The 24,261-nt window shown below is 73.4% G+C and carries 23 protein-coding genes and 1 tRNA gene; 13 read left to right on the forward strand and 11 right to left on the reverse strand.

Features of this window, described 5'->3' with window-relative positions:
• The first annotated feature begins 100 nt into the window (after positions 1-100).
• The 5 genes from MWU57_RS02270 to MWU57_RS02290 all read left to right on the forward strand — a co-directional run bounded on the left by MWU57_RS02270 (position 101) and on the right by MWU57_RS02290 (position 5,103).
• Complete coding sequence (locus tag MWU57_RS02270; RefSeq protein ID WP_246907029.1) at positions 101-1,501, forward strand: MFS transporter; 1,401 nt, start codon at positions 101-103, stop codon at positions 1,499-1,501.
• Between the two features lie 85 nt (positions 1,502-1,586).
• Positions 1,587-2,480 carry an aldo/keto reductase gene (locus MWU57_RS02275; RefSeq protein WP_374108513.1) on the forward strand — a complete coding sequence of 298 codons (894 nt, stop codon included), beginning with the start codon at positions 1,587-1,589 and terminating at the stop codon, positions 2,478-2,480.
• Between the two features lie 61 nt (positions 2,481-2,541).
• Complete coding sequence (locus MWU57_RS02280) at positions 2,542-3,579, forward strand: zinc-binding dehydrogenase (protein WP_246907031.1); 1,038 nt, start codon at positions 2,542-2,544, stop codon at positions 3,577-3,579.
• Between the two features lie 128 nt (positions 3,580-3,707).
• Positions 3,708-4,073, forward strand: coding sequence for a DUF2255 family protein (locus tag MWU57_RS02285; RefSeq protein WP_246907032.1), 366 nt, complete (start codon positions 3,708-3,710; stop codon positions 4,071-4,073).
• A 49-nt stretch (positions 4,074-4,122) separates the two neighbouring features.
• Positions 4,123-5,103, forward strand: a complete 981-nt coding sequence (locus tag MWU57_RS02290) for an aldo/keto reductase (protein ID WP_246907034.1) — start codon at positions 4,123-4,125, stop codon at positions 5,101-5,103.
• Between the two features lie 531 nt (positions 5,104-5,634).
• On the opposite strand, the gene MWU57_RS02295 is transcribed toward MWU57_RS02290, so the two are convergent.
• A tRNA-Leu gene (locus MWU57_RS02295) sits at positions 5,635-5,719 on the reverse strand.
• Between the two features lie 256 nt (positions 5,720-5,975).
• Here MWU57_RS02295 and MWU57_RS02300 point away from each other — a divergent pair.
• Positions 5,976-6,815 carry a metal-dependent hydrolase gene (locus MWU57_RS02300; protein ID WP_246907036.1) on the forward strand — a complete coding sequence of 280 codons (840 nt, stop codon included), beginning with the start codon at positions 5,976-5,978 and terminating at the stop codon, positions 6,813-6,815.
• Positions 6,816-6,851: 36 nt separating this feature from the next.
• Here the strand turns inward: MWU57_RS02300 and MWU57_RS02305 are convergent, their stop codons facing one another.
• Together MWU57_RS02305 and MWU57_RS02310 are read right to left on the reverse strand one after the other, a co-directional pair.
• Positions 6,852-7,355, reverse strand: a complete 504-nt coding sequence (locus MWU57_RS02305) for an MBL fold metallo-hydrolase (RefSeq protein ID WP_246907038.1) — start codon at positions 7,353-7,355, stop codon at positions 6,852-6,854.
• Positions 7,274-7,582: a hypothetical protein gene (locus MWU57_RS02310; RefSeq protein WP_246907039.1), complete on the reverse strand. Its 309-nt coding sequence runs from the start codon at positions 7,580-7,582 to the stop codon at positions 7,274-7,276. The genes MWU57_RS02305 and MWU57_RS02310 overlap by 82 nt, the downstream gene beginning before the upstream one ends.
• 214 nt (positions 7,583-7,796) lie before the next feature.
• Here MWU57_RS02310 and MWU57_RS02315 point away from each other — a divergent pair, with 214 nt between their 5' ends.
• Entirely contained in the window at positions 7,797-8,651 is an 855-nt protein-coding gene (locus MWU57_RS02315) for a serine protein kinase RIO (RefSeq protein ID WP_246907040.1), read from the forward strand.
• A gap of 69 nt (positions 8,652-8,720) precedes the next feature.
• On the opposite strand, the gene thpD is transcribed toward MWU57_RS02315, so the two are convergent.
• The 5 genes from thpD to MWU57_RS02340 form a co-directional block, all read right to left on the reverse strand.
• Complete coding sequence (thpD, locus tag MWU57_RS02320; RefSeq protein ID WP_246907041.1) at positions 8,721-9,620, reverse strand: ectoine hydroxylase; 900 nt, start codon at positions 9,618-9,620, stop codon at positions 8,721-8,723.
• Positions 9,621-9,772: 152 nt separating this feature from the next.
• Positions 9,773-10,459: a hypothetical protein gene (locus MWU57_RS02325; RefSeq protein ID WP_246907042.1), complete on the reverse strand. Its 687-nt coding sequence runs from the start codon at positions 10,457-10,459 to the stop codon at positions 9,773-9,775.
• Positions 10,460-10,491: 32 nt separating this feature from the next.
• Positions 10,492-13,962, reverse strand: coding sequence for an error-prone DNA polymerase (locus MWU57_RS02330; protein ID WP_246907043.1), 3,471 nt, complete (start codon positions 13,960-13,962; stop codon positions 10,492-10,494).
• On the reverse strand, positions 13,955-15,571 hold the full coding sequence (locus MWU57_RS02335; RefSeq protein ID WP_246907044.1) for a DNA polymerase Y family protein: 1,617 nt from the start codon (positions 15,569-15,571) through the stop codon (positions 13,955-13,957). Before MWU57_RS02335 ends, MWU57_RS02330 begins: the two co-directional genes overlap by 8 nt.
• Positions 15,568-16,362 (reverse strand): hypothetical protein, encoded by a 795-nt coding sequence (locus MWU57_RS02340; RefSeq protein ID WP_246907046.1) that lies wholly within the window; start codon positions 16,360-16,362, stop codon positions 15,568-15,570. Before MWU57_RS02340 ends, MWU57_RS02335 begins: the two co-directional genes overlap by 4 nt.
• A 226-nt stretch (positions 16,363-16,588) precedes the next feature.
• Between MWU57_RS02340 and MWU57_RS02345 the strand changes: the two genes are divergently transcribed.
• The 4 genes from MWU57_RS02345 to MWU57_RS02360 are packed head-to-tail and all read left to right on the forward strand — an operon-like array spanning position 16,589 to position 19,482.
• Positions 16,589-17,713 carry an alcohol dehydrogenase catalytic domain-containing protein gene (locus MWU57_RS02345; RefSeq protein WP_246907048.1) on the forward strand — a complete coding sequence of 375 codons (1,125 nt, stop codon included), beginning with the start codon at positions 16,589-16,591 and terminating at the stop codon, positions 17,711-17,713.
• On the forward strand, positions 17,710-18,471 hold the full coding sequence (gene fabG / locus MWU57_RS02350; protein ID WP_246907050.1) for a 3-oxoacyl-ACP reductase FabG: 762 nt from the start codon (positions 17,710-17,712) through the stop codon (positions 18,469-18,471). The genes MWU57_RS02345 and fabG overlap by 4 nt, the downstream gene beginning before the upstream one ends.
• Complete coding sequence (locus MWU57_RS02355; RefSeq protein ID WP_246907052.1) at positions 18,468-18,947, forward strand: MaoC family dehydratase; 480 nt, start codon at positions 18,468-18,470, stop codon at positions 18,945-18,947. The genes fabG and MWU57_RS02355 overlap by 4 nt, the downstream gene beginning before the upstream one ends.
• Positions 18,948-18,993: 46 nt before the next feature.
• Positions 18,994-19,482 carry a pyridoxamine 5'-phosphate oxidase family protein gene (locus MWU57_RS02360; protein WP_246907053.1) on the forward strand — a complete coding sequence of 163 codons (489 nt, stop codon included), beginning with the start codon at positions 18,994-18,996 and terminating at the stop codon, positions 19,480-19,482.
• Positions 19,483-19,571: 89 nt separating this feature from the next.
• Here the strand turns inward: MWU57_RS02360 and MWU57_RS02365 are convergent, their stop codons facing one another.
• Both MWU57_RS02365 and MWU57_RS02370 read right to left on the reverse strand, forming a co-directional pair.
• Entirely contained in the window at positions 19,572-20,795 is a 1,224-nt protein-coding gene (locus tag MWU57_RS02365; RefSeq protein ID WP_106269715.1) for an acetyl-CoA C-acetyltransferase, read from the reverse strand.
• A gap of 47 nt (positions 20,796-20,842) precedes the next feature.
• Positions 20,843-22,075: an acyl-CoA dehydrogenase family protein gene (locus MWU57_RS02370; protein ID WP_106269714.1), complete on the reverse strand. Its 1,233-nt coding sequence runs from the start codon at positions 22,073-22,075 to the stop codon at positions 20,843-20,845.
• A 92-nt stretch (positions 22,076-22,167) separates the two neighbouring features.
• Here MWU57_RS02370 and MWU57_RS02375 point away from each other — a divergent pair, with 92 nt between their 5' ends.
• Positions 22,168-22,821 (forward strand): QsdR family transcriptional regulator, encoded by a 654-nt coding sequence (locus tag MWU57_RS02375; protein ID WP_246907054.1) that lies wholly within the window; start codon positions 22,168-22,170, stop codon positions 22,819-22,821.
• A gap of 33 nt (positions 22,822-22,854) precedes the next feature.
• Positions 22,855-23,271, forward strand: coding sequence for a thioesterase family protein (locus MWU57_RS02380; RefSeq protein WP_246907056.1), 417 nt, complete (start codon positions 22,855-22,857; stop codon positions 23,269-23,271).
• A 3-nt stretch (positions 23,272-23,274) separates the two neighbouring features.
• On the opposite strand, the gene MWU57_RS02385 is transcribed toward MWU57_RS02380, so the two are convergent.
• Positions 23,275-24,246, reverse strand: a complete 972-nt coding sequence (locus MWU57_RS02385) for a squalene cyclase (protein WP_246907058.1) — start codon at positions 24,244-24,246, stop codon at positions 23,275-23,277.
• Between the last annotated feature and the right edge of the window lie 15 nt (positions 24,247-24,261).

Raw genomic sequence — 24,261 nt, forward strand, 5'->3', positions numbered from 1 at the left:
CTTCGACGGTACGTCCGGTGCCTGCCCAGTGGGAGGTACTGGCGGTACCCGGGACGTCCGGGACTCCCTCACCTGCGCGGTGCGGAGTGTTATGGAAGCCATGACCAGCGCACCTGCGACCCCCGCCACGGCGTCTCCCCAGGGATCCACCGCGCCACCCGCCCGCCGTGGCACGACCGCGATCCTGGCGATCATCCTCGTCGGCTACTTCATGGTGATCCTCGACAACTCGATCGTGATCACCGGGCTGCCCCACATCCAGGACGAGCTCGAGATGTCCGCGACGGCGCTGGCCTGGGTGCAGGACGCCTACCTGCTGACGTTCGGCGGGCTGCTGCTGCTCGGTGCCCGGGCCGGCGACAATCTCGGACGGCGGCGGATGTTCGTCGTCGGGCTCGCGCTGTTCACGTTGGCGTCCGTCGCGGTCGGCCTCGCCCCGACCGGCACGTGGCTGGTGGCGGCCCGGGCGGTGCAGGGCGTCGGCGCCGCGGTGCTGGCGCCGTCGACGTTGGCGCTGCTGACGGCCAGTTTCCCGGAGGGCCCGGAGCGCACCCGTGCCACGGCGGCGTACGGCGCGGTGGCGGGGATCGGGGGGAGCGTGGGACTCGTCGTGGGCGGACTGCTCGCCGACCTGGCCTCCTGGCGCGTCGGCTTCCTCGTCAATCTGCCCATCGGGGTCGTCATGCTGGTCGGCGGACTCAAGATGCTGCCCGAGACGGTGCGTACGCCCGGCCGGTTCGACGTCGCGGGCGCGCTGCTGGCGACGCTCGGCCCGACAGCGCTGGTCTACGGCTTCGTCCGCGCAGGCGAGGCCGGATGGACCGACGCCGCCGCGCTCGCCGCGATCGGCATCGGAGTGGGGTTGCTGGTCGCTCTCATCGTCGTCGAACGCCGCGCCGCGCAGCCGGTGATGCCACTGAGGCTTTTCGCGGACCGCGAGCGGGTGGGCGCCTACCTGGCCCGCCTGCTGTTCATCGGCGCGATGATGAGCTTCTTCCTCTTCACCAGCCAGTACCTGCAGGACGAGCGAGGCTTCACCGCCCTGGCCGCCGGCTTCGCCTACTTCCCCATGACCGCGGTCAACTTCGCCGTCGCGCTCGCCGTGCCACGGCTGCAGCGCCGCACCAGCGGTGCCGTCCTGCTCGTGACCGGGCTCGTGCTCGCCGTCGCGGGAATGTCCTGGCTGGGGACCATCGAGACAGACACCTCCTACCTCATCGGTATCGCGGCGCCGATGACCCTCATCGGCGCCGGCCAAGGCCTCGCCTTCGGGCCGCTGACGGCATCCGGCATCGTGCGCGTCGGCACCTCCCAGGCCGGCGCCGCCTCCGGAGTCGTCAACTCCGTGCACCAGCTCGGCGGCGCCCTCGGCCTGAGCCTCGTGCTCGCCCTCACCAGCACCTACGCCACCGCGATGCTGGCCGGTGCCGTCCTCCTGCTCGGCGCGCTCGTCGCCGCCGTCCTGCTGGTCCTCCCCTCGGCAGGCGGGACACGGCGATGACGACGACGATCACGACACAGGGCCCCGACAGCGGGGTACCAGCAGGACCTCCCACAACCACCACATCGTTCCTACCGTGAAAGGCATGCCCATGAACCCCGTGCCCACCCTGACCCTGAACAACGGCGTCGAGCTGCCCACCCTCGGGTACGGCGTCTTCCAGACCCCGCCCGAGGAGACCGTGGCCGCGGTCGAGGCCGCGCTCGCCACCGGCTACCGGCACATCGACACCGCCGCCGCCTACGGCAACGAGGCGGGCGTCGGCGAGGCGATCCGCCGCTCCGGCATCGACCGGGACGACGTCTTCCTCGAGACGAAGATCTGGATCAGCGACTACGGCTACGACGCCACCCTGCACGCCTTCGACAAGAGCGCCGGCAAGCTCGGCGTCGAGCAGATCGACCTGCTGATCCTCCACCAGGCCCTGCCCTCCCGCTTCGACCTCACCATCGAGGCCTACAAGGCCCTCGAGACGCTGCTCGCCGACGGCAAGGTCCGCGCCATCGGCGTGTCCAACTTCATGCCCGACCACCTCGAGCGGCTCCTGGCCGAAACGTCTGTGGTGCCGGCCGTCAACCAGATCGAGGTCCACCCCTACTTCCGCCAGCCCGACGTCCTCGCGGCCGACGCCGCCCACGGCATCCTCACCCAGGCGTGGTCGCCCATCGGCGGCATCACGTTCTACCGCGACGGCGAGCACACCAGCACCCTGCAGGACCCCACGATCGGCGCCATCGCCGAGACCCACGGCAAGAGTGCCGCGCAGGTCATGCTGCGCTGGCACCTGCAGCAGGGCCGTTCCGCCATACCCAAGTCCGTCACCCCGGCCCGCATCGCCGAGAACTTCGACGTCCTCGACTTCGAGCTCAGCGGCGACGAGCTCGCCGCGATCGACGCCCTCGACACCGGCGTGCGCGGCGGCCCCGAGCCGGACGCCATCACCCTCGAGGCCTTCGGCAGCGACATCCCCGAGGCCTGAGCCGGAGCGGGCTACCGCATCTCCCTACCAGTCCGTCCAGCAGCACCGAAAGGCACCACCCGTGCGAGCCACTGTTATGTACGGCGCCGGCGACGTCCGCGTCGAGAACGTTCCCGACCCCACGATCGTCGAGCCGACCGACGCGATCGTCCGTGTCACCCTGGCCTGCGTCTGCGGGTCCGATCTGCACCCCTACCGGTCCATGCCCGCCTCCGAGGACGGTGCGCCGATGGGACACGAGTTCCTCGGCGTCGTCGAGCAGGTCGGCGACGCCGTCACCGACCTCGCCCCCGGCGACCTGGTCGTCTCGCCCTTCGCCGTGTCCGACAACACCTGCCCGTTCTGCCGCGAGGGCTTCCACACCGCCTGCCAGCACGGCGGCTGGTACGGCGCCGGCGGCATCGGCGGCGCGCAGGCGGAGAAGATCCGCGTCCCGCAAGCCAGCGGCACGCTCGTGACGCTGCCCGCCGACGTCGACGCCAAGCTCCTCCCCTCGCTGCTCACCCTGGCCGACGTCTACCTCACCGGCTACCACGCCGCCTTCATGGCCAAGGTCAAGCCTGGCCAGACCGTCACCGTGGTCGGCGACGGCGCCGTCGGCCTGTCCGCCGTCCTCGCCGCCAAGCAGATGGGCGCCACGACGATCGTCCTCATGGGCCGCCACACCTCCCGCACCGACCTGGGCAAGAAGTGGGGTGCCACCGACGTCGTCGCCGAGCGCGGTGAAGAAGGCATCGCCAAGGTCATGGAGCTCACCGGCGGCGAGGGCTCGCACGCCGTCCTCGAGGCCGTGGGCCACATGCCCGCCTACGAGCAGGCCTACCGGATCGTGCGCCCCGGCGGCGTCATCTCCCGCGTGGGCGTCCCGCAGTACGAGGAGGCACCCGTCGGGTTCGGCTCCCTGTTCGGCAAGAACGCCACGCTGAACGGCGGCCCCGCCCCGGTGCGCGCCTACATCGAAGACGCGATCGCCCAGGTGCTGAGCGGTGAGCTCGACCCGGGCGCGGTGTTCGACGCCGAGGTCTCCCTCGACGACGTCGCCGAGGGCTACCGCCTCATGGACTCCCGGGAAAAGCTCAAGGTCCTCGTGCGTCCGTAACCGCGCCAGGGGAGGGTGGGAGCCGGCGGACGTCCCAACCCTCCCGGACCACCCGGCAGCCCGCCGCCCAGCACCGAGGAGCGCCGGGAAGCCCGGCCGCGACCCACCCGACGACAGGGAACAGCATCATGAGCGACTGGAACCCGGACGACCTCGCCACGATCGACGCCGACGGAGAGCTGCGCGTCGCCGCCCACCGCACCGACGGCACGCTGCGCGACCCGCGCATCGTGTGGCACGTCGTCGTCGACGGCCGGCTGTACATCCGGTCCGTGCGCGGCACCGACGGTGCCTGGTACCGCGGCGTGCAGCGCACCGGAACCGGCGAGATCGACTCCGGCAGCATCCGCTGCGAGGTGATCTTCGTCCACGACGACAGCCGCGACGACGCGATCGACCGCGCCTATCGCGACAAGTACGGGGCCGGAGAGGCCGTGCGGCGCATCACCGCTCCGGCGGCCCGGGCGACCTCCCTGCGCGTCGAAAAGCGCTGAGGACGGGCGGCCCGACCTCTTCCACCGACATTCATCCCAGGAGTTCACCATGCACCAGCGCACTCTCGGTTCCGGGCTCGAGGTCTCGGCCATCGGCCTCGGCGCCATGGGCATGTCTCAGAGCTACGGCCCCAACCCCGGCAGCCGCGACGACATGATCGCCGTCCTGCGCGGCGCCGTCGAACGCGGCGTGACGTTCATCGACACCGCCGAGGTCTACGGCCCCTACGTCAACGAGGAGCTCGTCGGCGAGGCCCTCGCATCGGTGCGCGACCAAGTCGTGATCGCCACCAAGTTCGGCTTCGACATCGAAGCCGGAGGTGGCCTCGACAGCCGACCTGCACAGATCCGGCGTGTCGCCGATGCGTCGCTGAGGCGGCTGCGCACCGAACGGATCGACCTCTTCTACCAGCACCGCGTCGACCCGGACGTGCCGATCGAGGACGTCGCCGGCACGGTCGGCGAGCTGGTCTCCGAGGGGAAGGTCGGCCACCTCGGCCTGTCGGAACCGTCGGCCGCCACGATCCGGCGCGCGCACGCCGTCCACCCCGTGACCGCCGTGCAGAGCGAGTACTCCCTGTGGACCCGCGACCCCGAGCCCGATGTGCTACCTACTCTCGCCGAGCTCGGCATCGGATTCGTGCCCTTCAGCCCGCTCGGCAAGGGCTTCCTCACCGGAACCGTCGACACGACGACGGCCTTCGCCGAGAGCGACATCCGGACCACCATCCCCCGGTTCACCGAGGACAACCGGGCCGCGAACCAGTCGATCATCGACCACGTCCGAGTCCTCGCCGACGCCAAGCGCGTCACTCCCGGCCAGGTCGCGCTCGCGTGGTTGCTCGCACAGCATCCGTGGATCGTGCCCATCCCCGGCACGCGCCGCATCGAGCGGGTCGAGGAGAACGCCGCCGCGACCGCAGTCTCGCTGTCCGCCGACGAGCTCGCCGACCTCGACACCCTGACCGCCCGCATCGGCGTGCACGGCAGCCGCTACAACGACGCGGGCATGCGCATGGTCGGGCGCTGAGCCGTCTGAAGCGTCCGAGGATCTCTGCCGCGCTCATACGAGTTGCGGATCTCGATTGAGCCAAAGCCGTCCCCGACGGTCTCAGGACGGATGACCTCGACGGTGAGGCACGCTCGACCAGCCGCAAAGACGGACACGCCCCAAGCCTCGCCGACCGTCGCGGCGCTCCAACGCTCCGATGTTGCCTCGGCACGGCGCCCGTGTGAGCTCGCCAGCACCAATATCGGTCGTCGAGTTGTCGAGGTCTGGGCGACGAGCAGGGTGCAAGACGAAGGTTGCCGGCACCAGTTCGCCCGACGCCGGCGCCACCGCAGGACCCGGCGTCACTCCGCACCCCCGCGGAGCACATTCTCAGGACGGCAGGCAGCTCGTTCAGCGGCACCACCGGGTGCCAGCACCGAACGACCGGAGGCCCGCGCCAACAACTGAACCGAGCACTGCCCCACCGGGCCACGACCCCCATCCCCGGGAACGACAGAAGGCCTCCCGGTTGTGGACCCGGGAGGCCTTCGTCGTCGCTGTCTCAACGAGTGTCCGGAGGGGGACTTGAACCCCCACGCCCGATAAAGGGCACTAGCACCTCAAGCTAGCGCGTCTGCCATTCCGCCACCCGGACAGGTGGACCTCTGCGGGCTGCACGGCCCGTTTCGGTGCGGTGAAAAACATAGCACGGCAGGTGCCCCGACCTGCAAACCGGGCCGCCGTGGCGCAGGTCACGTGGCAGCCTGCGCCCCGGTCGACGACGGCCTCCGGGCGTCGCCGACGTCCCGGCGCCGCAGCGGTCGAGCAGCGTCGGCGGGTCCGTGTAGCGTTCCTCCGGACCCGGACCAAACGGTCATGGGGAGCAGACCGGACGAAGGAGCACGCACACCATGATGGGTGGGCACCACGCCGCCTCGGGCGCGGCCGCCTGGGTGGCCGTCACCGCGTCGACGCCGATCGCGTTCGGCTGGTACCCGGTCTCGGACGTCGGGGTCATGACCGGCGCGCTCGTGTGCGCGGGCGCTGCTCTGCTGCCGGACGCCGACCACCACAACGGCACCATCTCGCACTCGCTGCCGCCGGTCTCGGAGGGCGTCACCCAGCTGGTGTCCACCGTTGCGGGCGGGCACCGCAACGCGACGCACTCGATCGTCGGCGTCGCCGTCTTCACGGCGATCGCCTGGGCGATGGGCCAGGTCACCGTGCGGACCGAGCAGTTCGGCGAAGTGCTCGTCGGGCCGGGGATCATGGCCGTGCTGCTCATCGCCTTCGCCGTGCGAGCGCTCAAGCTCACCGGTCAGCGCCGCTGGTGGACCTGGAGCCTGTCCGTCTCCCTGGCGGCGTTCGTGGCCGTCTTCGCCCCCGAGGAGTGGTACTGGATGCCGTTCTGCGTCGGGCTCGGCTGCGCGGTGCACATCCTCGGCGACCTGCTCACGACGCGCGGCGTCCCGCTGCTCTGGCCCGTACGGATCAAGTCACCACGCTGGGTCCGGCGGCACCGGTGGCTGCCGTTCGACGACATGTGGAGCCCTCGGGGCAACATCTCGGTCCCGCTGCTCGGCGACGCAGGCTCCTGGCGCGAGTGGGCGCTCATGACACCCGTCAGCGCCTACGCGGTGCTCGGCGTCGCCTGGGCGATGCTGGACCAGATGGGGTTCGACACGGCGTCGGCCTGGAGCTCGGCGACCGAGCTCGTGGCGTCGGCCGGGGAGTCGCTGCTGCCCTCCTGAGCCGGCGCACCTCGTGAGCCGGCTCACCTCACGCCGTCAGGCCATGGCGGCGAGGAGCCGGAGGTCCTTCTCCAGCCGGCGCAGCGGCTCGGTCGTGACGGTGCCGTGGCCGGGCACCAGCACCGCCGCCCGGGCCACGTACGGTGCGAGGCGGTCGAGCGCGGCACGGTAGCTCGCGACGTCCGCCCGGCCGGTGATCTCGTCGAACGGCAGCGGCGGTTCGACGTCGCTCAGCATGTCGCCGGCGAGCAGCACGCCGGTGTCCGGCAGCCACAGCGCCGCGTGCCCCGGGGCGTGCCCGTCGTGCTCGACGACCCGCACCACCGGCAGCCGACCACCGAGGTCCGGCAGCGTCGTCGTCCGGCCGCCGAACGCCTCGACCCGCCCCAGCAGGTCGAGCACCTCGGGCGGGTGCGCCCGTCCGCCGTAGCGCCGCGCGTCCTGGTGGGCCTCGGCGATCAGCCGCTCACGCTCTCCCAGCGCCGTGCGCGCCGTCGTCGGTGTCGCCCACCTTCGCGCCCCGTCGAGGCCCGGGGCCACAGCAGGTGGTCGTGGTGGGCGTGCGTCGCGAAGCCCGCCACGACCCGCGCCCCGAGGGCCGAGACCTCTGCGGCGATGGCGGCCAGCTCGTCCGGTTCCCAGGCCGGGTCGACCAGGAGCGCGGCCCGGCCCTCGACCGACCGGCGCCCGAGGACCAGCGTCGAGGTGGTGGCCAGGCGCCGGCTGGTGCGCACCAGGACGTCCTCGGCGACCGGCACGAATCCCATCCGCTCACCGTAGCGGCGGATATTCGCTGGACGGGCGGCACAAGGGGCTGGCAACCTCCCGTTGAACGGCGCAGCGGGTGCGCCCGGACGGACGGAGGGCAGAGGCCATGGACGTCGTCGTCACGCACGCCCTGCCGCAGGACTCGGCCCGGGCGCTCACCACCCCCTGCTGAGGAGCCGCCGTCGGCGCTCCTCCCTCCCCGAGGAGCCTTTCGTGCACCAGCACACCCCTGAGACTTTCCCGACCCCGTACTCCGTGGTCGAACCGGGCCCGGACCAACGGTGGTCCACCTGGACCTCCGTCACCAAGGGCCAGCGCGGGCCGGAGCCCCGGCCCGACTGGGTCGTCGTGGCCGACGCCGCGCTCGACACCGAGCTCGGCGTCCTCAAGACGGGCAAGGAGGCCGACGTCCACCTCGTCGAGCGCGCCGTGCCGGGAGACCCGGAGCAGTCCGCCCTGCTCGCCGCCAAGCGGTACCGCCGGCGTGAGAACCGGCAGTTCCACCGGGACGCCGCCTACACCGAAGGCCGGCGGTCGCGGCGCACCCGCGACCAGCGGGCGGTGGAGAACCGTCGGTCGGCGTGGGGCCGGACGGTCGCGGCCACGCAGTGGGCCGACGCCGAGTTCTCGGCGCTCTGCCAGCTCTGGGACGCCGGCGCCCCGGTGCCCTACCCCGTGCAGGTCGACGGCACCGAGCTGCTCATGGAGTTCGTGGGCGGACGCGCGGACGACGGCAGCTACGAGGCGGCACCCCGCCTCGCCCGCGAGCGCCCGGGCCCGGCGGCCCTCGCCGACTGGTTCGACCAGCTGCGCCGAGCCATGGGGGTGCTCGCCCGGCTCGGCTGGGCGCACGGGGACCTGTCGCCGTACAACATCCTCGTCGACCCGTCGGACGGCGGGCGGCTGGTGATCATCGACCTGCCCCAGGTCGTGGACGTGGTCGCGAACCCGTTCGGCGCCGATCTGCTGCACCGTGACTGCCGCAACGTCTGCGACTGGTTCGCCGCCCGTGGGCTGCCGGTGGACACCGACGAGCTGTTCGCCGACGTGCTCGCCCAGGCGTGGTGAGGCGACACCGCGAGACCGGCGGCCGACCTGGCCCGGGCACCGGGTGCCCGGGCCAGCCCGGCTCCCGGACTACCGCAGCGGCGTGAAGTCGCGGTTGCCGATGTGCGTCGGGCGCGGTGCCGGCGCGGCGTACGGCTCGGTCAGCGCGTTCTCGACGCTGTTGAACACCAGGAAGATGTTCGAGCGCGGGAACGGCGTGATGTTGTTGCCGGACCCGTGCATGATGTTGCAGTCGAACCACAGCGCCGAGCCGGCCGGACCGGTGAACTGGTCCACCCCGTGCTTCCACGCCAGCTCGGTGATGGCCTCCTCGCGGGGCACGCCGATCTTCTGCTCCTTGAGCGAGTCCTCGTGGTAGTTCTCCGGGGTCTCGCCGACGCACGGCACGTAGCTGCGGTGCGAGCCCGGCATCACCATCAGGCCGCCGTTGTAGGGGTAGTTCGGGGTGAGCGCGATCGAGCAGCTCACCGCCCGCGGGGCGGGCATCCCGTCCTCGGCGTGCCACGTCTCGAAGTCCGAGTGCCAGTAGAACCCGGTGCCCTTGTAGCCCGGCATGTAGTTGACCCGGGTCTGGTGCAGGTACACGTCCGAGCCCAGCAGCTGGCGTGCACGGTCCAGCAGGCGGGGGTCGCGGCTCAGCGCGTCGATCTGCTCGCTGAGCTGCGTCACCTCGAAGATCGAGCGCACCTCCCCCGACGACTTCTCGCGGACGACCCGGTGGTCGCCCTGCAGGGACGTGTCAGCGGCGAGGCGCTCGAGCTCGGCGCTGTACTGCGTGACCTCACCGGGGGTGATGAAGTCCTGCAGGATGGAGAACCCGCGCTCGGAGTGCGCCTCCAGCGCGGCGGCGTCGAACGGGCCGTCGTCGGCCGTCCCCCACACGGTGGGGTGCTGACGCTCGATGACCTCGCCCGGCTCGGCGAGCCTGCTCGGGTAGAGGTCCGTCGTGGTGTCGATCATGGCGGTCATGGGTCATCCCTTCTCCCGGATCGTCCCGGGATCGCGGCGTCTCATGCTCGCGTGCGCTCGGGCTCGTCGGTCGCGAGGACCCGAGCACGCGCACCCTCCAGTCAGTACGTGAACGGGCCGGTGATGTCAAAGTTCGACGCGCCCCGTCCCGGTCATCCGCCCAGACCGACGCTGTTGTCCGGCGCGCCGTCCCCGGGCGGCAGGTCACCTCGCTCGACCGGGCTCGGCGACGGCGACGTCGTCGGTGGCCTCGAAGGCGACCCAGCTTCCCCCGAGGGCGAGGGCGGGGTCATCGGCGGCAGGATCGTGTCGAGCTCGCCCACGGTGGGCACGCGCACCGACTCCAGGGCCGCACGCAGCACGTCGGGTTCGACGCCGTCGCTCGAGATCCGCACCACGGCTCCGTCGCGCTCGACGGCGTAGTCGTGCCAGGTCCCGGCCGTGCGGGAGAACGTCGCGCCGTCGGCGGAGCACTCGACCGGGCCCTGCGCCGTCGTGCCCGTGGTCGTCAGGACGGGCAGCTCGGGGCACGTCGCGGCGTCGATCGTTCCCGGCACGGCGGAGAGCATCACGACGTCGGTGGACTCCTCCGCGTCCTCGACGAGCACCGCGGCGTAGCCGTCGGCGCCGTACGCTCCACCTCCCCCGGGTGCCGGCACGAATCCGTCCACCATGAGCACGAGCCCCGGCGGCACCCCGTAGTACTCGGCACGCTCGGCCAGCGTGGCAGGGTCGGCGGGTCCGTCCGTGTCAGCGTCGGCGTTCCCGAGCATCTCGGCACAGCCCGCCGTCAGGGCGACCGCCCCCAGCACCGCGCCCCATCGCACCATCTGTCTCATGGTGCGCATCGTGCCAGGTCGACCCGGGCGGGTCAGCGGAAGTCGCGTGACCGTGTCGTCACCGGCAGGCGCAGCGGGGCGAGGTGCTCGGCGAGCAGGTTGACCGCGCCGTCGGACCGCTCCACCTGCCCGCGCACCACCATGGCCGGCGCCCCGCGCGCCACGGTCCGGAACCGCCGCCACAGCCCCGGGGTGCAGATGACGTTGAGCAGCCCGGTCTCGTCCTCCAGGGACAGGAACGTCACGCCGCCCGCGGTGCCGGGCCGCTGCCGGTGCGTGACCACTCCGCCGACGGCGACGCGTCGCCCCGGCTCGGTCGCCATCGCCGCGGCCACCGTGAGCACGCCCTGACGATCCAACCCGGCACGCACGTGCTCCAGCGGCGACGTGGTGTCCGGCGTGATGCCGGTCGCCCAGGTGTCGGCGACGTCGATCTCGAGACGATCCATGCCCGGCAGCGCCGGGGCCGCCACCCCGACGCTGACGCCCTCGAGCGTGGCGGGCCCCTCCTGGCCGAGGGCGCCCGCGGCCCACAGCCCCTCGCGTCGGGTCACCCCGAGCGAGGCCAGGGCTCCGGCCGTGGCCAGCGCCTCCAGGCGCGCGGTGGACAGCTCGACACGCCGGACCAGGTCGCGCAGGTCGCCGAACGGCCCACGGGCGTCCCGCTCGGCGACCATCCGCTCGGCGACGTCGGTGCCCAGCCCGCGCACGGCCGCCAGCCCGAGCCGGACGGCGAGCGTCGCGTCGACGTCGAGCGGCACACCCGAACCGTCGGCGCTGCGCTCCCCACCCGCCTCGACGCTCTCGACGCCCGCGAGCGCCATCGAGGCGTTGACGTCCGGGCGCAGCACCTGCACCCCGTGGCGGCGGGCGTCGGCCACCAGGGAGGCCGGTGAGTAGAACCCCATCGGCTGCGCGGCGAGCAGCCCCGCGAAGAACGCCTCGGGGTGGTGCACCTTGAGCCAGGAGCTGGCGTAGACCAGGAACGCGAACGAGTAGGCGTGCGACTCGGGGAAGCCGAAGTCGGCGAACGCCTTGAGCTTGTCGTAGATCTCCTCGCGCACCTCGAGCGGCACACCGCGCTCGGCCATCCCGGCGAACAGCCGGCCGCGCAGCGCCTCCATGCGCTCCACCGACCGCTTGGAACCCATCGCCCGCCGCAGCTGGTCGGACTCGGCCGGGGAGAACCCCGCGACGTCGATCGCCATCTGCATGAGCTGCTCCTGGAACAGCGGCACCCCCAGGGTCCGCTGGAGGGAGGGCTCCAGCAGCGGGTGCAGGTAGGTCACCTCCTGGCGGCCCCGGGACCGTTCGATGTACGGGTGCACGGAGTTGCCCTGGATGGGGCCGGGCCGGATGAGGGCGACCTCGACGACGATGTCGTAGAACTCCCGGGGCTGCAGCCGCGGCAGGGTGGCCATCTGGGCGCGGGACTCGACCTGGAACACCCCGACGGTGTCGGCCGCGCAGAGCAGGTCGTAGACCCTCGGGTCGTCCTCCGGCAGGGTGTGCAGCTCCAGGCGCCGGCCCGTGTGCCGCTCGACCGTCTCGAAGGCGTACCGGATCGCCGTGAGCATGCCGAGGCCCAGCAGGTCGAACTTCACCAGGCCCGCGTCCGCGCAGTCCTCCTTGTCCCACTGCAGGACCGTGCGGCCCTCCATCCGCGCCCACTCGACCGGGCACACCTCGATGACGGGCCGGTCGCACATCACCATGCCCCCGGAGTGGATGCCCAGGTGCCGGGGAAGACGCAGGAACCGGTCGGCCAGGTCCAGCACCGGCTCGGGGATGTGCCCCTCCTGCTCGGCCGACGGCGGAGCGTACGCCGGTACGACGTCGTGCGCGTCGTCGGCCCGCCTCACGTCCTCTGCCAGGGTGTCCACGAACCGGGCGGCGCCCGCACCTCCCCACTGGGCTGCCACCCGGGCCTTCTCCTCGTCCCGCCGGGTGACCGGCGCACCGGTCGCCGCCCGGGCGTCGCGGGCCTTCGCGTCCGCCGCCGGGCTGGTCGGGTCGGGGCCGCGCAGCGACCCCCAGCGTTCGATGGACTTGGACCAGGCGTCCTGCTGCCCGACGTCGTACCCGAGCGCCCGGGCGGCGTCGCGCACCGCCGAGCGCGGCCGGTAGGAGATGACGTTGGCGACCTGGGCGGCGTGCGTGCGCCCGAACCGGGCGTAGACGTGCTGGATGACCTCCTCGCGACGCCCCGACTCGATGTCGATGTCGATGTCCGGCGGCCCGTCGCGCTCGGGGGCGAGGAACCGCTCGAACAGCAGACCGTGGTGCACGGCGTCGACGGCGGTGATCCCCAGGGCGTAGCAGACCGCGGAGTTGGCGGCGCTCCCCCGCCCCTGGCACAGGATGCCCTCGCGCCGGCAGAACTCCACCAGGTCGTAGACGACGAGGAAGTACCCGGGGAAGCCCAGGTCGGTGATGACCCGCATCTCGTGGTCGATCTGCGCCCACGCCTTCGGTTCCCGTCCGGTGCTGCCCGGCCCGGGCCGCGGGCCGTACCTCTCCGTGGCCCCGCGGTGCACCAGCTCGCGCAGCCAGCTGGCCTCGTCGTGGCCGGCCGGCACCGGGTACGGCGGCAGGTTCGGCGCCACCAGGTGCAGGTCGAACGCGCACTCGGCGGCCAGCGCGGCCGCCGTCGGGACGGCGCGGGCGTGCCGGTGGTGCAGCCGCGCCATCTCGGCGCCCGAGCGCAGGTGCGCCGTCGGGGCGCCGGGCAGCCAGCCGTCCTGGTCGTCGAGGGAGGAGCGGGCCCGCACGGCTGCGAGCGCCCCCGCCAGGTCGGCGTCACGCGGGCGGGCGTAGTGGGCCGCGGTGGTGGCGACCAGCGGCAGCCCGGCGTCTGCGGCGAGCGCGGCCAGCGCGTCGTGCCGGTCGGCGTCGCGCGGGTCGCCGGTGGCGGTGATCTCCACGGCGACGTTGTCGTGGCCGAAGACGGCGGTGAGCCGGTCGAGCTCGCGGCGCGCGGCGCGCAGCGGGTCGGATCCCGTCACGGCGCCGGCGTCGACAACCCCGTCCAGAGCACGCCGTACGGCACCCTTGCGGCAGCCGGTGAGCACCAGCCACTGCCCGTCGGCCTGCGCACCGAGCCGGTCGAGGTCGTAGCGGGCCCTGCCCTTGACGCCCGCCTCGAGGTGGGCGGTGGCGATCGCCCGGGAGAGGTTGCGGTAACCGTCCGCACCACGCGCCAGCACCAGCAGGTGGGTGGCGCGCGGGTCCGGCACACCGGTGGGGTCGTCGAGCACCGGCGCCCCGCCGGGAACGGGAGCGGGCAGGTGCAGCTCGGCGCCGAACACCGTGGGCAGCCCGACGGCCCGGGCCGCCTCGGCGAAGCGCACGACGCCGTACAACCCGTCGTGGTCGGTCAGGGCGAGGGCCTCCAGCCCGAGCCGGTCCGCCTCGGCGACGAGCTCGGCCGGGTGGCTGGCACCGTCGAGGAAGCTGAAGGCGGAATGGGCGTGCAGCTCGGCGTACCGCTCCGTCTCAGTCATAGAGCGCCTCCACCTGCCACGCCCCACCGACCTGGGCCAGCAGCAGCCCCCGCCCGTCGTCGAGCAGCACCTGCAGGTGCACCCGCCGGGTGCCGCCGTCCGGCGCCCACCAGCGTTCGGCGAGCGGCCACGGGCCGGCCCAGCCGACGACGTCGTGCTCGCCGTCGTCCCAGCGCACCCGGGCGGGGTCGCCGTCACGGGCGAGGCGGGCGTCGACGACGACGTCACTGCCGGCGGCGTCGAGCAGGCGGGCGGCCGCGGGTTCGGGCAGCAGGGTGGCGGGGGCCGGGCTGGGCAGCGCACCCGGCCACGGCCGGTCCGCTGGCCGGTCGACGGCGGTGTCCTCGCCGTAGGGCACGAGCCGGACGCGGGTGCGCGGGTCACGCCCGCCGGCACGCCGGACGGTGAGCACGGCGTCGCCGCCGAGCAGCCCCTGCACACGGTCCAGGGCCTGGCGGGCGCGGGCGTCCTGCCCGGCGTCCGCGCCCCACAGGCTGGGCTGGTGCGTGCCGGCGGGGGCGACGTCCTCCGCGGCGAGCGCGAGGTGGACCAGCGGCGCGACCTCGGGCGATCCCTCGACCCCGGTACGTCGGCGCGCGCCGTCGGTCAGCCAGCCCTCGAGCTGCCAGCGCACCCGGTCGGTGATCCGCGCGGCGGGCAGTCCCCCGGCTGCGGTGTCGGTGCGCCAGAGCCGCTCCAGCTCACCCTCGGTCGTGCGCGCGGTGATGCGCAGGCGACCGCAGGCCACCCCGTGGGCGACGAGCAGCGCGTGCAGCTCCTCGGCGAGCCGGCGGGCGGCGAACGCGGCGACGTCCACCCGGTCGGCGGGCGGGTCGAGCTCGGTGGCGACGGCCAGGTCGGCCTCGGGGCGACGTCGGGCAGGCGGGCGCTCGTCCTCGCCGCGGGCCAACCGGTGCGCCCAGGCACCGAGATCGCCGAACCGGGCGGTCACGCTCGCCGCGGGCAGGGCCGCCAGGTCCCCGAGCGTGTGCAGCCCGAGCCGCCACCACAGCCCGACGGCGTCCCGCACGGCGGCGACCACGCCCGGGTCGCACACGGCGTGCACGAGCTCGCCCACCGGGCGCCCGGCGAGGGCCGCCGGCGAGCCACCGGGCGGCACGACGGCGTCGTCCCGGGCCGCGAGCACCGCGGCGAGCAGGCCGTCGGCCACCCCGACCTGGCACTCGTGGCCCGCCTCGGCCGCCGCGGCGACGAGCCGTTCGGCCAGCGCCCGCTCGGTGCCGTGGTAGCGCGCCGCGCCCCCGGCCGGCAGGAGCAGCAGGCCGGGGCGGGCGACCTCGAGGCCTGCCACGACGGTCTCGGCAGCGACCGCCACGGGCTCGAAGGTCCGGGCGTCGCGTTCGTCGTCGGCCTCCAGCAGCACCAGGTCGGGGCAGGCCTCCTGCGCCTGGCGGCGGCGCATGCCGCGACGCACCCCGGCGCTGCGCGCGACGGCGGAGGTCGCCACGACGCTGCGCCCCGCCGTCGTCCCGCCCCGCGACGGCGCTCCGAGGACGGCGGCCGGCACGTGCGCGTCCAGCCCGGCAGCAGCCAGCGCCGCCACGACCGGCCAGTCCGGTACCCAGAGCACCGCGGTGCGGGTGCTCATGCGACCCTCAGATCTCGACCAGGGGCACCGCGCCGACCGGCCGGAGCGGCGAACGCCGACGGGACGTCGCCGCCGACGGGTACCTCCACGTCGATCTCCACGGGCCGGGCCGCGGCGCCCCGTCCGGTGCGCAGCACCGACAGGGTGCGCCGACGCAGCCACCCGGCGCCGGCGTCGGCGCCCGACCAGGCCCCGCCGCGGGCGTCGAGCACGACGTGCGCCCCGGGCCACCGCTCGGTGGTGACCAGGACGGCGTCGCGCTGGCGGGTGCGGGCGGCGAGGCGCCGGCGGTCGGCGTCGGCGAGCGCGGTCCGCGGTCCGACGACGAGCACGTCCATGCCGTCGAGCAGCGCGGCGAGCACGGCGGGGGCGTCCGGGCCGGGGTCGGGGACGACGGCCGTGCGCTCGAGCGAGATCCCGACGTCGGCGGCGGCGAGCATCCCGACGGCGGGTGCGCCGACGAAGGCCACCCAGGCGCCGTCGCGGGAGGCGGTGGCGAGCAGGGCGAGCAGCAGGCTGGTGGAGCCCTGCACGGTGAGGACCCCGCCGCTCGGCAGCCCGCCGGGCAGCAGCGGGGCGAGGGCGGGGTGCACCGGGCGGGCCGGGGTGGCCCGGCCGTCCGGGGCCGGTACCGGCACCGACGGCCGGCTCTCGTGCTGCGCGGGACGGACGCTCCCCTGCTCCGCGGCTCGCAGCGCGGCCAGCGCTCGCGAGCGACGGTCGCCGTGAGGGGTCGCGTGGCCCGTGCGGCTCGGGCTCGGCACGGGACGGACCTCGGGGACGACGCTCATGCGGCCCCCCTCCCGGCGGTCGAGCTGTCGGTCTGGACGTCCGGCAGAGGATCGAACGCTTGTTCGAACCTGGCTTCAGTACACGCTCCCGCACGGCGGGTGTCAACCGCGCTGCTCAGCGCCCCGGCGAGGTTGCGACGGCGTCCGGTACCGGCCCATACCGCGCGGTCGGTATGCTGTCCGCACGAGTCTCTACCCTGAGGACACACGACGAGGAGGTCGTACCGTGCAGATCACCGGTGCCGTGCTGGAACGCTGCGGAGCACCCGCCCCCTGGGCCGACTCTCGCCCGCTCACCGTGGGGCCGCTCGAGCTCGACCCACCGGGCCCCGGCGAGCTCAGGGTCCGCATCGAGGCCGCCGGGTTGTGCCACTCCGACCTCTCCGTCGTCGACGGCAACCGCGTGCGCCCCACCCCGATGCTGCTCGGCCACGAGGCCGCCGGGATCGTCGAGGCCGTGGGCGACAGCGTCCCGGCCGACGCAGGCATCGCCGTCGGCACCCGCGTCGTCATGACCTTCCTGCCGCGCTGCGGGCGGTGCGCGGAGTGCGCCACCGACGGCCGCCTGCCCTGCTCCGTGGGGTCCGCGGCCAACGCCGTCGGCGAGCTCGTCGGCGGCGTGCGCCGCCTGCACCGCGACGGCGCCGACGTGCACCACCACCTGGGGGTGAGCGCCTTCGCCACCCACGCCGTCGTGTCGGCCACGTCCGTGGTCCCCGTGCCCGACGACGTCCCCGCGGACGTCGCGGCGCTGCTCGGCTGCGCGGTGCTCACCGGTGGCGGCGCCGTGCTCAACGCGGGCCGGCCCGCCACGGGTGAGGCCGTCGCCGTCGTCGGGCTCGGGGGTGTCGGCATGGCCGCGCTCCTGGTGGCCGCGGCGCTCGGCCACGAGGTGATCGGCATCGACACGGTCCCCACCAAGCTCGACCTCGCCCGCGAGCTGGGCGCCCGCGCCCTCACGCCGGCCGAGGCGCTCGACACCGGGGCGAGGGCCCCCGTCGTCGTCGAGGCCGCCGGGAACGCCCGCGCCTTCGAGACCGCCTACGCCCTGACCGCCCCCGGCGGCACCACCGTCACCGTCGGCCTGCCCGGCCCGGACGCCCGGGCGAGCATCTCCCCGCTGAGCCTGACCGCCGAGGCCCGCACCGTCGTCGGCTCCTACCTCGGCTCGGCCGTCCCGAGCCGCGACATCCCCCGCTACGTGGAACTCTGGCGAGCAGGACGACTGCCGCTGGAACGACTCGTCTCCGCCCGCATCGGGCTGGACGAGCTGCCCCGCGCGCTGGACCGCCTCGCCGCCGGCGAGGAGCTGCGCCAGCTGATCACCTTCGACGAGAGGACACCCGCATGACCAGCACCACCCCCCGCGTCGCCGTCGTCACCGGCGGTGCCCGCGGCATCGGCGCCGCGACCGCCGCCCGCCTCGCGGCCGACGGCCACGCCGTCGCCGTGCTCGACCTGCTCGAGGACGTCGCCGCCGAGACCGCCGCGAAGCTCACCGCGGACGGACACCGCGCGATCGGCGTCGGCGTCGACGTGGCGGACGAGGACGCCGTCACCGCCGCCGTGGAACGCGTGGTCGCCGAGCTCGGCGCCCCGACCATCCTGGTCAACAACGCCGGGATCCTGCGCGACAACCTGCTGTTCAAGATGTCCACCGACGACTGGGACGCCGTGCTCGGCGTCCACCTGCGCGGCGCCTTCCTGGTGGCCCGCGCCGTGCAGAAGCACATGATCGACGCCGGCTGGGGTCGCATCGTCAACCTCTCCAGCACGTCGGCGCTCGGCAACCGGGGCCAGGCCAACTACGCCGCGGCCAAGGCGGGCATGCAGGGCTTCACCAAGACCCTCGCGATCGAGCTCGGCAAGTTCGGCGTCACCGCCAACGCGGTGGCCCCCGGCGTCATCGCCACCGACATGATCGCCGAGACCGCCGCGCGCGTCGGCGTCCCGCTGGAGGACTTCCTGGCGCACATGGCCAAGGAGGTGCCCGCCGGACGCGTCGGGCAGCCCGAGGACATCGCGGCCGCCGTGTCGTTCTTCTGCTCCGAGGAGGCCGGCTTCACCAACGGCCAGGTGCTGTACGTCGCGGGAGGGCCGAAGGCGTGACCGCGCAGAGCGTGAACGGCGTCATCCAGGTCGCGAACCCCGCGGCGCTCGCCGACGCCGTCGGGCAGCAGGCCACCGGCGAGTGGTTCACCATCGACCAGGACCGGATCGCCGCGTTCGCCGACGCGACCGAGGACCACCAGTGGATCCACCTGGACGCCGAGCGGGCGGCCGCGGGGCCGTTCGGCACGACGATCGCGCACGGCTTCCTGACGCTGTCGCTGCTCCCCCGCCTCACGGGCGAGCTGATCGAGGTCGGCGACGTCGCGATGGCGGTGAACTACGGGCTGGACCAGGTCCGGTTCCTCACCCCCGTGCCGGCCGGCGCTCGGGTCCGCGCGACCACTGAGATCACGGGCGCGGAGCACACCGCCCAGGGCGTCCGGCTCGCCGCGACGGTCACGATCGAGATCGAGGGTGCCGGCAAGCCGGCCCTGGTGGCCGAGTCCCTGGCGCTGTACGTCCCCGAGCACTGAGCAGCGCGTCCTGCCCGGCCCGGAGCGGGTCGGGCAGGATGGCGTCATGACCACCGACGCTCCGCGCACCCGTCAGCAGCGCATCGCCGACACCCTGGCCATGCTCCGGAGCCCGGCCTGCGACGCCTGGGTGGCCTCGGCGTCGTCGGACGACGACGGCGCAGCGCAGCCGTACCTGGTCCCGCTGTCCCTGGTCTGGTGGCGCGAACGGGTGGTGCTCGCGCTGCCGGCATCGTCCCGCACGGCACGCAACGTCGTCGCGTCCCTCAGCACACGGCTCGCGCTCGGCCACACCCGCGACGTGGTGCTGGTCGACGCTGTCGTCGAGCAGACCGTCCCGGTGGCGGACGCGCAGGCCGACCTGGGCGAGAGGTACGCCGCTCAGGCGGACTGGGACCCGCGCACCGACCCGGACGGCTACGTCTACCTCGTCCTGCGGCCTGTGCGGATACAGGCGTGGCGCGAGGTGGACGAGATGCGCGGGCGGAACCTCATGCGCGACGGAGAGTGGGTCGAGTCCGGGCCGGAACTCTGATCGGCAGGAAGCAACCAGCTCGGCACGCATGCGTGCCGAGCTGGTTGCTTCCTGCCGAAGGGACGTGCGCCGTGCTGCCCGGGAGAGGGTCAGAGCCGCTCGAGCACCATGGCCATCCCCTGGCCGCCACCGACGCACATCGTCTCCAGGCCGTAGCGACCGCCGGTCGACTCCAGGCCGTTGAGCAGGGTGGTGGTGATGCGTGCCCCGGTCATGCCGAACGGGTGCCCGACGGCGATCGCCCCGCCGTGCACGTTGAGCCTGTCCTCGTCGATGCCCAGCTCGCGGGCCGACGGGATCACCTGGGCGGCGAACGCCTCGTTGATCTCGACCAGGTCCATGTCGTCGATCGTCAGGCCCGCTCGGTCGAGGGCCTGCCGGCTCGCCTCGACGGGCCCGAGCCCCATGATCTCCGGGGACAGCCCGGTGACGCCGGTGGACACGATCCGGGCGATCGGCTGCAGGCCCAGCTCCTCGACCACCCGGCCGGAGACGACGACGAGCGCGGCGGCACCGTCGTTGAGCGGGCAGGCGTTGCCGGCCGTCACGGTGCCGTCGGGCCGGAACACCGGGTCCAGCCCCGCGAGCTTCTCGACGGTGGTCCCGGGCCGCGGGCCGTCGTCGGCCGACACGACGGTGCCGTCCGGCAGCGTCACGGGCGTGATCTCGCGCGACCAGAAGCCGTCCGCGATCGCCCGCTCGGCCCGCTGCTGGGAGCGGGCGGCGAACTCGTCCTGCTCGGCGCGGCTGATGCCGTGCACGGAGGCGAGGTTCTCCGCCGTCTGCCCCATGGCGATGTAGGCGTCGGGCAGCTCACCGTCGGCGCGCGGGTCGGACCAGACGGGCGCTCCCCCGACGGCGCGCTTGGCCGTGCGCTCGGTGGCGCCGGCGAAGCGCGGGTTCTCCAGGTCCTGACCCTCGATGTAGTCCGACGAGCCCTTGACCATGCGGCTGACGGACTCGGCGCCCGCGGAGACGAAGACGTCGCCCTCGCCGGCCTTGATGGCGTGGAAGGCCATGCGGGTCGACTGCACGCTGGACGAGCAGTAGCGGGTCACGGTGGTCCCGGGGACGGAGTCGAGCCCGAGGAGGACGGCGACGATCCGCCCCATGTTCATCCCCTGCTCGCCGCCGGGCAGGCCGCAGCCGAGGATGAGGTCGTCGATGCGGGCGGGGTCGAGCGCCGGCACCTTGTCCAGGGCGGCGCGCACCATCTGGGCGGCGAGGTCGTCGGCGCGCAGCTCGCGCAGCGACCCCTTGTACGCGCGCCCGATGGGAGAGCGCGCGGTGGCCACGATGTAGGCCTCGGTCATGATCTGGGTCCTCTCTCAGACGAGTTCGTGTCGCGCGAGTCTTCGGTTCACACGAAGGCCGCGTGGCCCGTGATCGAACGCCCGACGATGAGCTGGTTCATGTCCCGGGTGCCCTCGAACGTGTAGACGGCCTCGGCGTCGGCGAAGTAGCGCGCGACCCCGGTGTCGAGGGTGATGCCGTTGCCACCGCAGACCTCGCGGGCCAGGGCGACGGTCTCGCGCATCCGGGTGGTGACGAACGCCTTGGCCAGCGCGGCGTGCTGGTCGCGCTGGGTGCCCTCGTCCTGCATCTGCGCGAGGCGGACGCACATCGCGATGCTGGCGGTGATGTTCCCGAGCCCGGTGGCGAGCTTGTCCTGGACCAGCTGGTAGGACGCGATCGGGTTCCCGAACTGCTCGCGCTCCTTGGTGTACGTCACGGCGGCCTCGTAGGCGCCGATCATGGTGCCGAGCGCCTGCCACGAGACGCCGTCGCGGGTCACGCGCAGCACGTTGGCCAGGTCCTTGAAGCTGTTGATGCCCTGGAGCCGGTCGGACTCGGCGATCTCGACGTTCTCGAGCGTGATGTCTGCGTTCTGCACGATGCGCAGCGACTGCTTGCGCTCGATCTTCGTGGCGGTGAAGCCGGGCGTGCCCTTGCGGACCATGAAGCCCTTGACCTGGTCGTCGGCCGTGTCCTTGGCCCAGATGACGACGACGTCCGCGAACGTCGCGTTGCCGATCCAGCGCTTGGCGCCGTCGAGCACCCAGGTGTCGCCGTGCCGCGTGGCGGTGGTGCGCAGGCCACGGGCCGTGTCGGACCCGGACAGCGGCTCGGTGAGACCGAAGGCACCGATGAGGTCGCCGCGCGCCATGGGCGGGAGCCACGCGGCCCGCTGCTCCGGCGAACCGCCCAGACCGATCGAGCTCATCGCCAGCCCGCTGGAGACGCCGATGAAGGTGCAGAAGGAGGAGTCCACCCGCGCGAGCTCCATGCCGACCCAGCCGCGGAACACCGCGGAGTTCTCGAACTGCCTGGTCTCGGACCAGGCCGCACCGACCGAGCCGAGCTCGGCGAAGGGCTTGAACAGGTGGACCGGGCACTCGGCGCGGTCCCAGTAGTCGTCGGCGAGGGGTCGCACCTCGCGCTCCATGAAGTCGCGGACGCGGCCGACGGCTTCCTGCTCCACGGGGGTCAGGAGGTCCTGGAAACCGTAGAAGTCGGCGTCCAGCACCTCGGGTACCGCAAGAGCAGCGGCGGCGTGGGTCTGCGGGGTGGTGGCCGGGGTGGTGAGAGTCATGGTGCTCCGATCGTCGTCGATCCGTGGCGTCAGTGTGCATCATTCTGCGAGATGTTGCACCCATCGCGCAACATCCGGCTAGGCTGCTCCGCATGCTCTCCCCGTCGAGCGACATCGCCACCGTGGGCCTGCGGGCCGCGCCGACCCGGCTGTCCGCACGGCTCGTGCCCGGCGTCCACCCCGACGCCCTGCGCGCCTTCGAGCAGGCACGTGAGACCTTCGTCTCAGGTCACCGCATCGACATGGGTGGCCTCGCGACCGAGCTCGGGGTGGACCGCACGTCCGTCTTCCGCTGGGTCGGCAACCGCGACGCCCTGCTGTCGGAGGTCCTCTGGTCGCTCGCCGTGCCGACGCTCGTGCAGGCCGAGCGGGCGGCGTCGGAGCCCGGGCCCGACGGCACCGCACCGGCCGGCGGCGCGTACCTGGCCGCCCTGCTCAGCCATTTCGCCACCGACCTCATCGAGGCGGACTACTTCCGCACGTTCCTGAGCCGCGAGCCCGCCCGAGCGCTGCGTCTCCTGACGACGTCGGCGAGCCCCATCCAGCAGCGCTACGTCGCCACCGTCGAGCAGCTCGTGCGCGAGCACCTCGGCGAGCGACCGTTCGACGGTGCCATCGACCGGCACGCGCTCGCCTACCTGCTGGTCCGCGTCTCGGAGTCCTTCACCTACGCCGACCTCATCGCCGGCGAGCCGCCCAGCACCGACGCCGCGCGCTCCGCCTTCCGCCACCTGCTGCGCGCCTGAGCGCACCCGTTCGAGAGCACCGAGAGGACCGCCATGCCCCGCGCCCGTCATCCGTTCCCGCTGCGGTGGAACGACAACGACCAGTACGGCCACGTCAACAACACCGTGTACTACCAGGCCATGGACACCGCCGTGAACATGTGGATGATCCGGGAGGCAGGGCTCGACCCGGCCGGGGCCGTGCGGGGCTACTGCGTGGCGTCGTCGTGCAAGTTCCGCGCCCCCGTCTCCTACCCGGACGACGACCTCGAGGTCGCCATCGGCGTCGAACGCCTCGGCACCACCAGCATCACGTGGGACCTGCCCATCCTGCGTTCCGGCGACGAGAAGCCGGTCGCCGAGGGTCGGTTCACGCACGTGTTCGTCGACGCCGCCACGCAGCGGCCGGTGCCGGTCCCGGCGTCGATCCGTTCCGCCGTCGAGCAGCAGCTGCTCACCCCGGCAGCGTGACCCTCAGGAGCCGTCCCACCACCGCAGCAGCAGCTCGCCGGTCAGGGTGAGCCACCGCGAGGGGCGACCCGCCGCGACGTCCACCTCGAACCACACCTCGCCGGCGTGCCGCCGGTCCCGGACCCACCGGCCGTCGTCGCGCCGCGCTGCCCGGACCACCTCGACCGCCTCGGCGAGGCGCTCGTCCGGCGCGACGCCGTCGTGCAGCGCGGCACGCCGGAAGTAGTCGGCGGCGCGCAGGGCGCTGTAGTGCGCGCGGAACGGGTACTCGAACCGGAGCGTCCACGGGCCGATCGGTTCGCCGGTCGACCACCGGCGGAGCAGCCTCCGCGCCAGCAGGTACTCCTCGCCGGTCCGGCGCGCCTCACGCGCCTCCGCGTCACCGCCCACGATCTGCTCGTAGTCGAGCAGCCCCGTGAGCACGTTCAGCGTGGAGACGAACGACGAGACCGTCGCACCCTCGACCCACTCGCAGTTCCAGCCACCGTCGCGCATCCGCCCGTCGACCAGACGGCCGAGGATCCTGGTCACGTCCACCCCGAGCCAGGCGCCGTTGGCGAGCGTGAAGGCGTTGATGCAGCAGTCGACCTCACCGTCCCAGTAGGGCAGGTCGTCGTACTCCCAGCGACAGTGCCGCGCGAGCAGCCCCGGCGTGCCGTTGGCCTGCAGGACGGCGGCGTCGAGACCCCACTCGCGCAACGAGTTGAGGGACCAGGTCGTGGCCGTCCACGGCTGGGGCGGGTCGACCTCGGCGCGTTGCACCTCGAAGTACGCCTGCCCGCCGGGGAAGAAGGCGCCACCGGCCCACCGGCCGTCGTCGTCCTGGTGGGCCAGCAGCCGCGCACCGAACCCCTCCGTGGCGACCCGCGCCCGCGTCGTTCGCCACGTCTCCGCGGGGAGCCCGAGCAGGTCGCGTTCCACCTGCCACCGCAATGCGGGGTCCGAGTCCAGCAGCCACTGCGTGGGCACGCTCACCCGCCGATCGTACGG

Origin of the sequence: Isoptericola sp. S6320L, assembly GCF_023015685.1 — a bacterium.
In the GTDB taxonomy this organism is placed as follows: Bacteria; Actinomycetota; Actinomycetes; order Actinomycetales; family Cellulomonadaceae; genus Isoptericola; species Isoptericola halotolerans_A.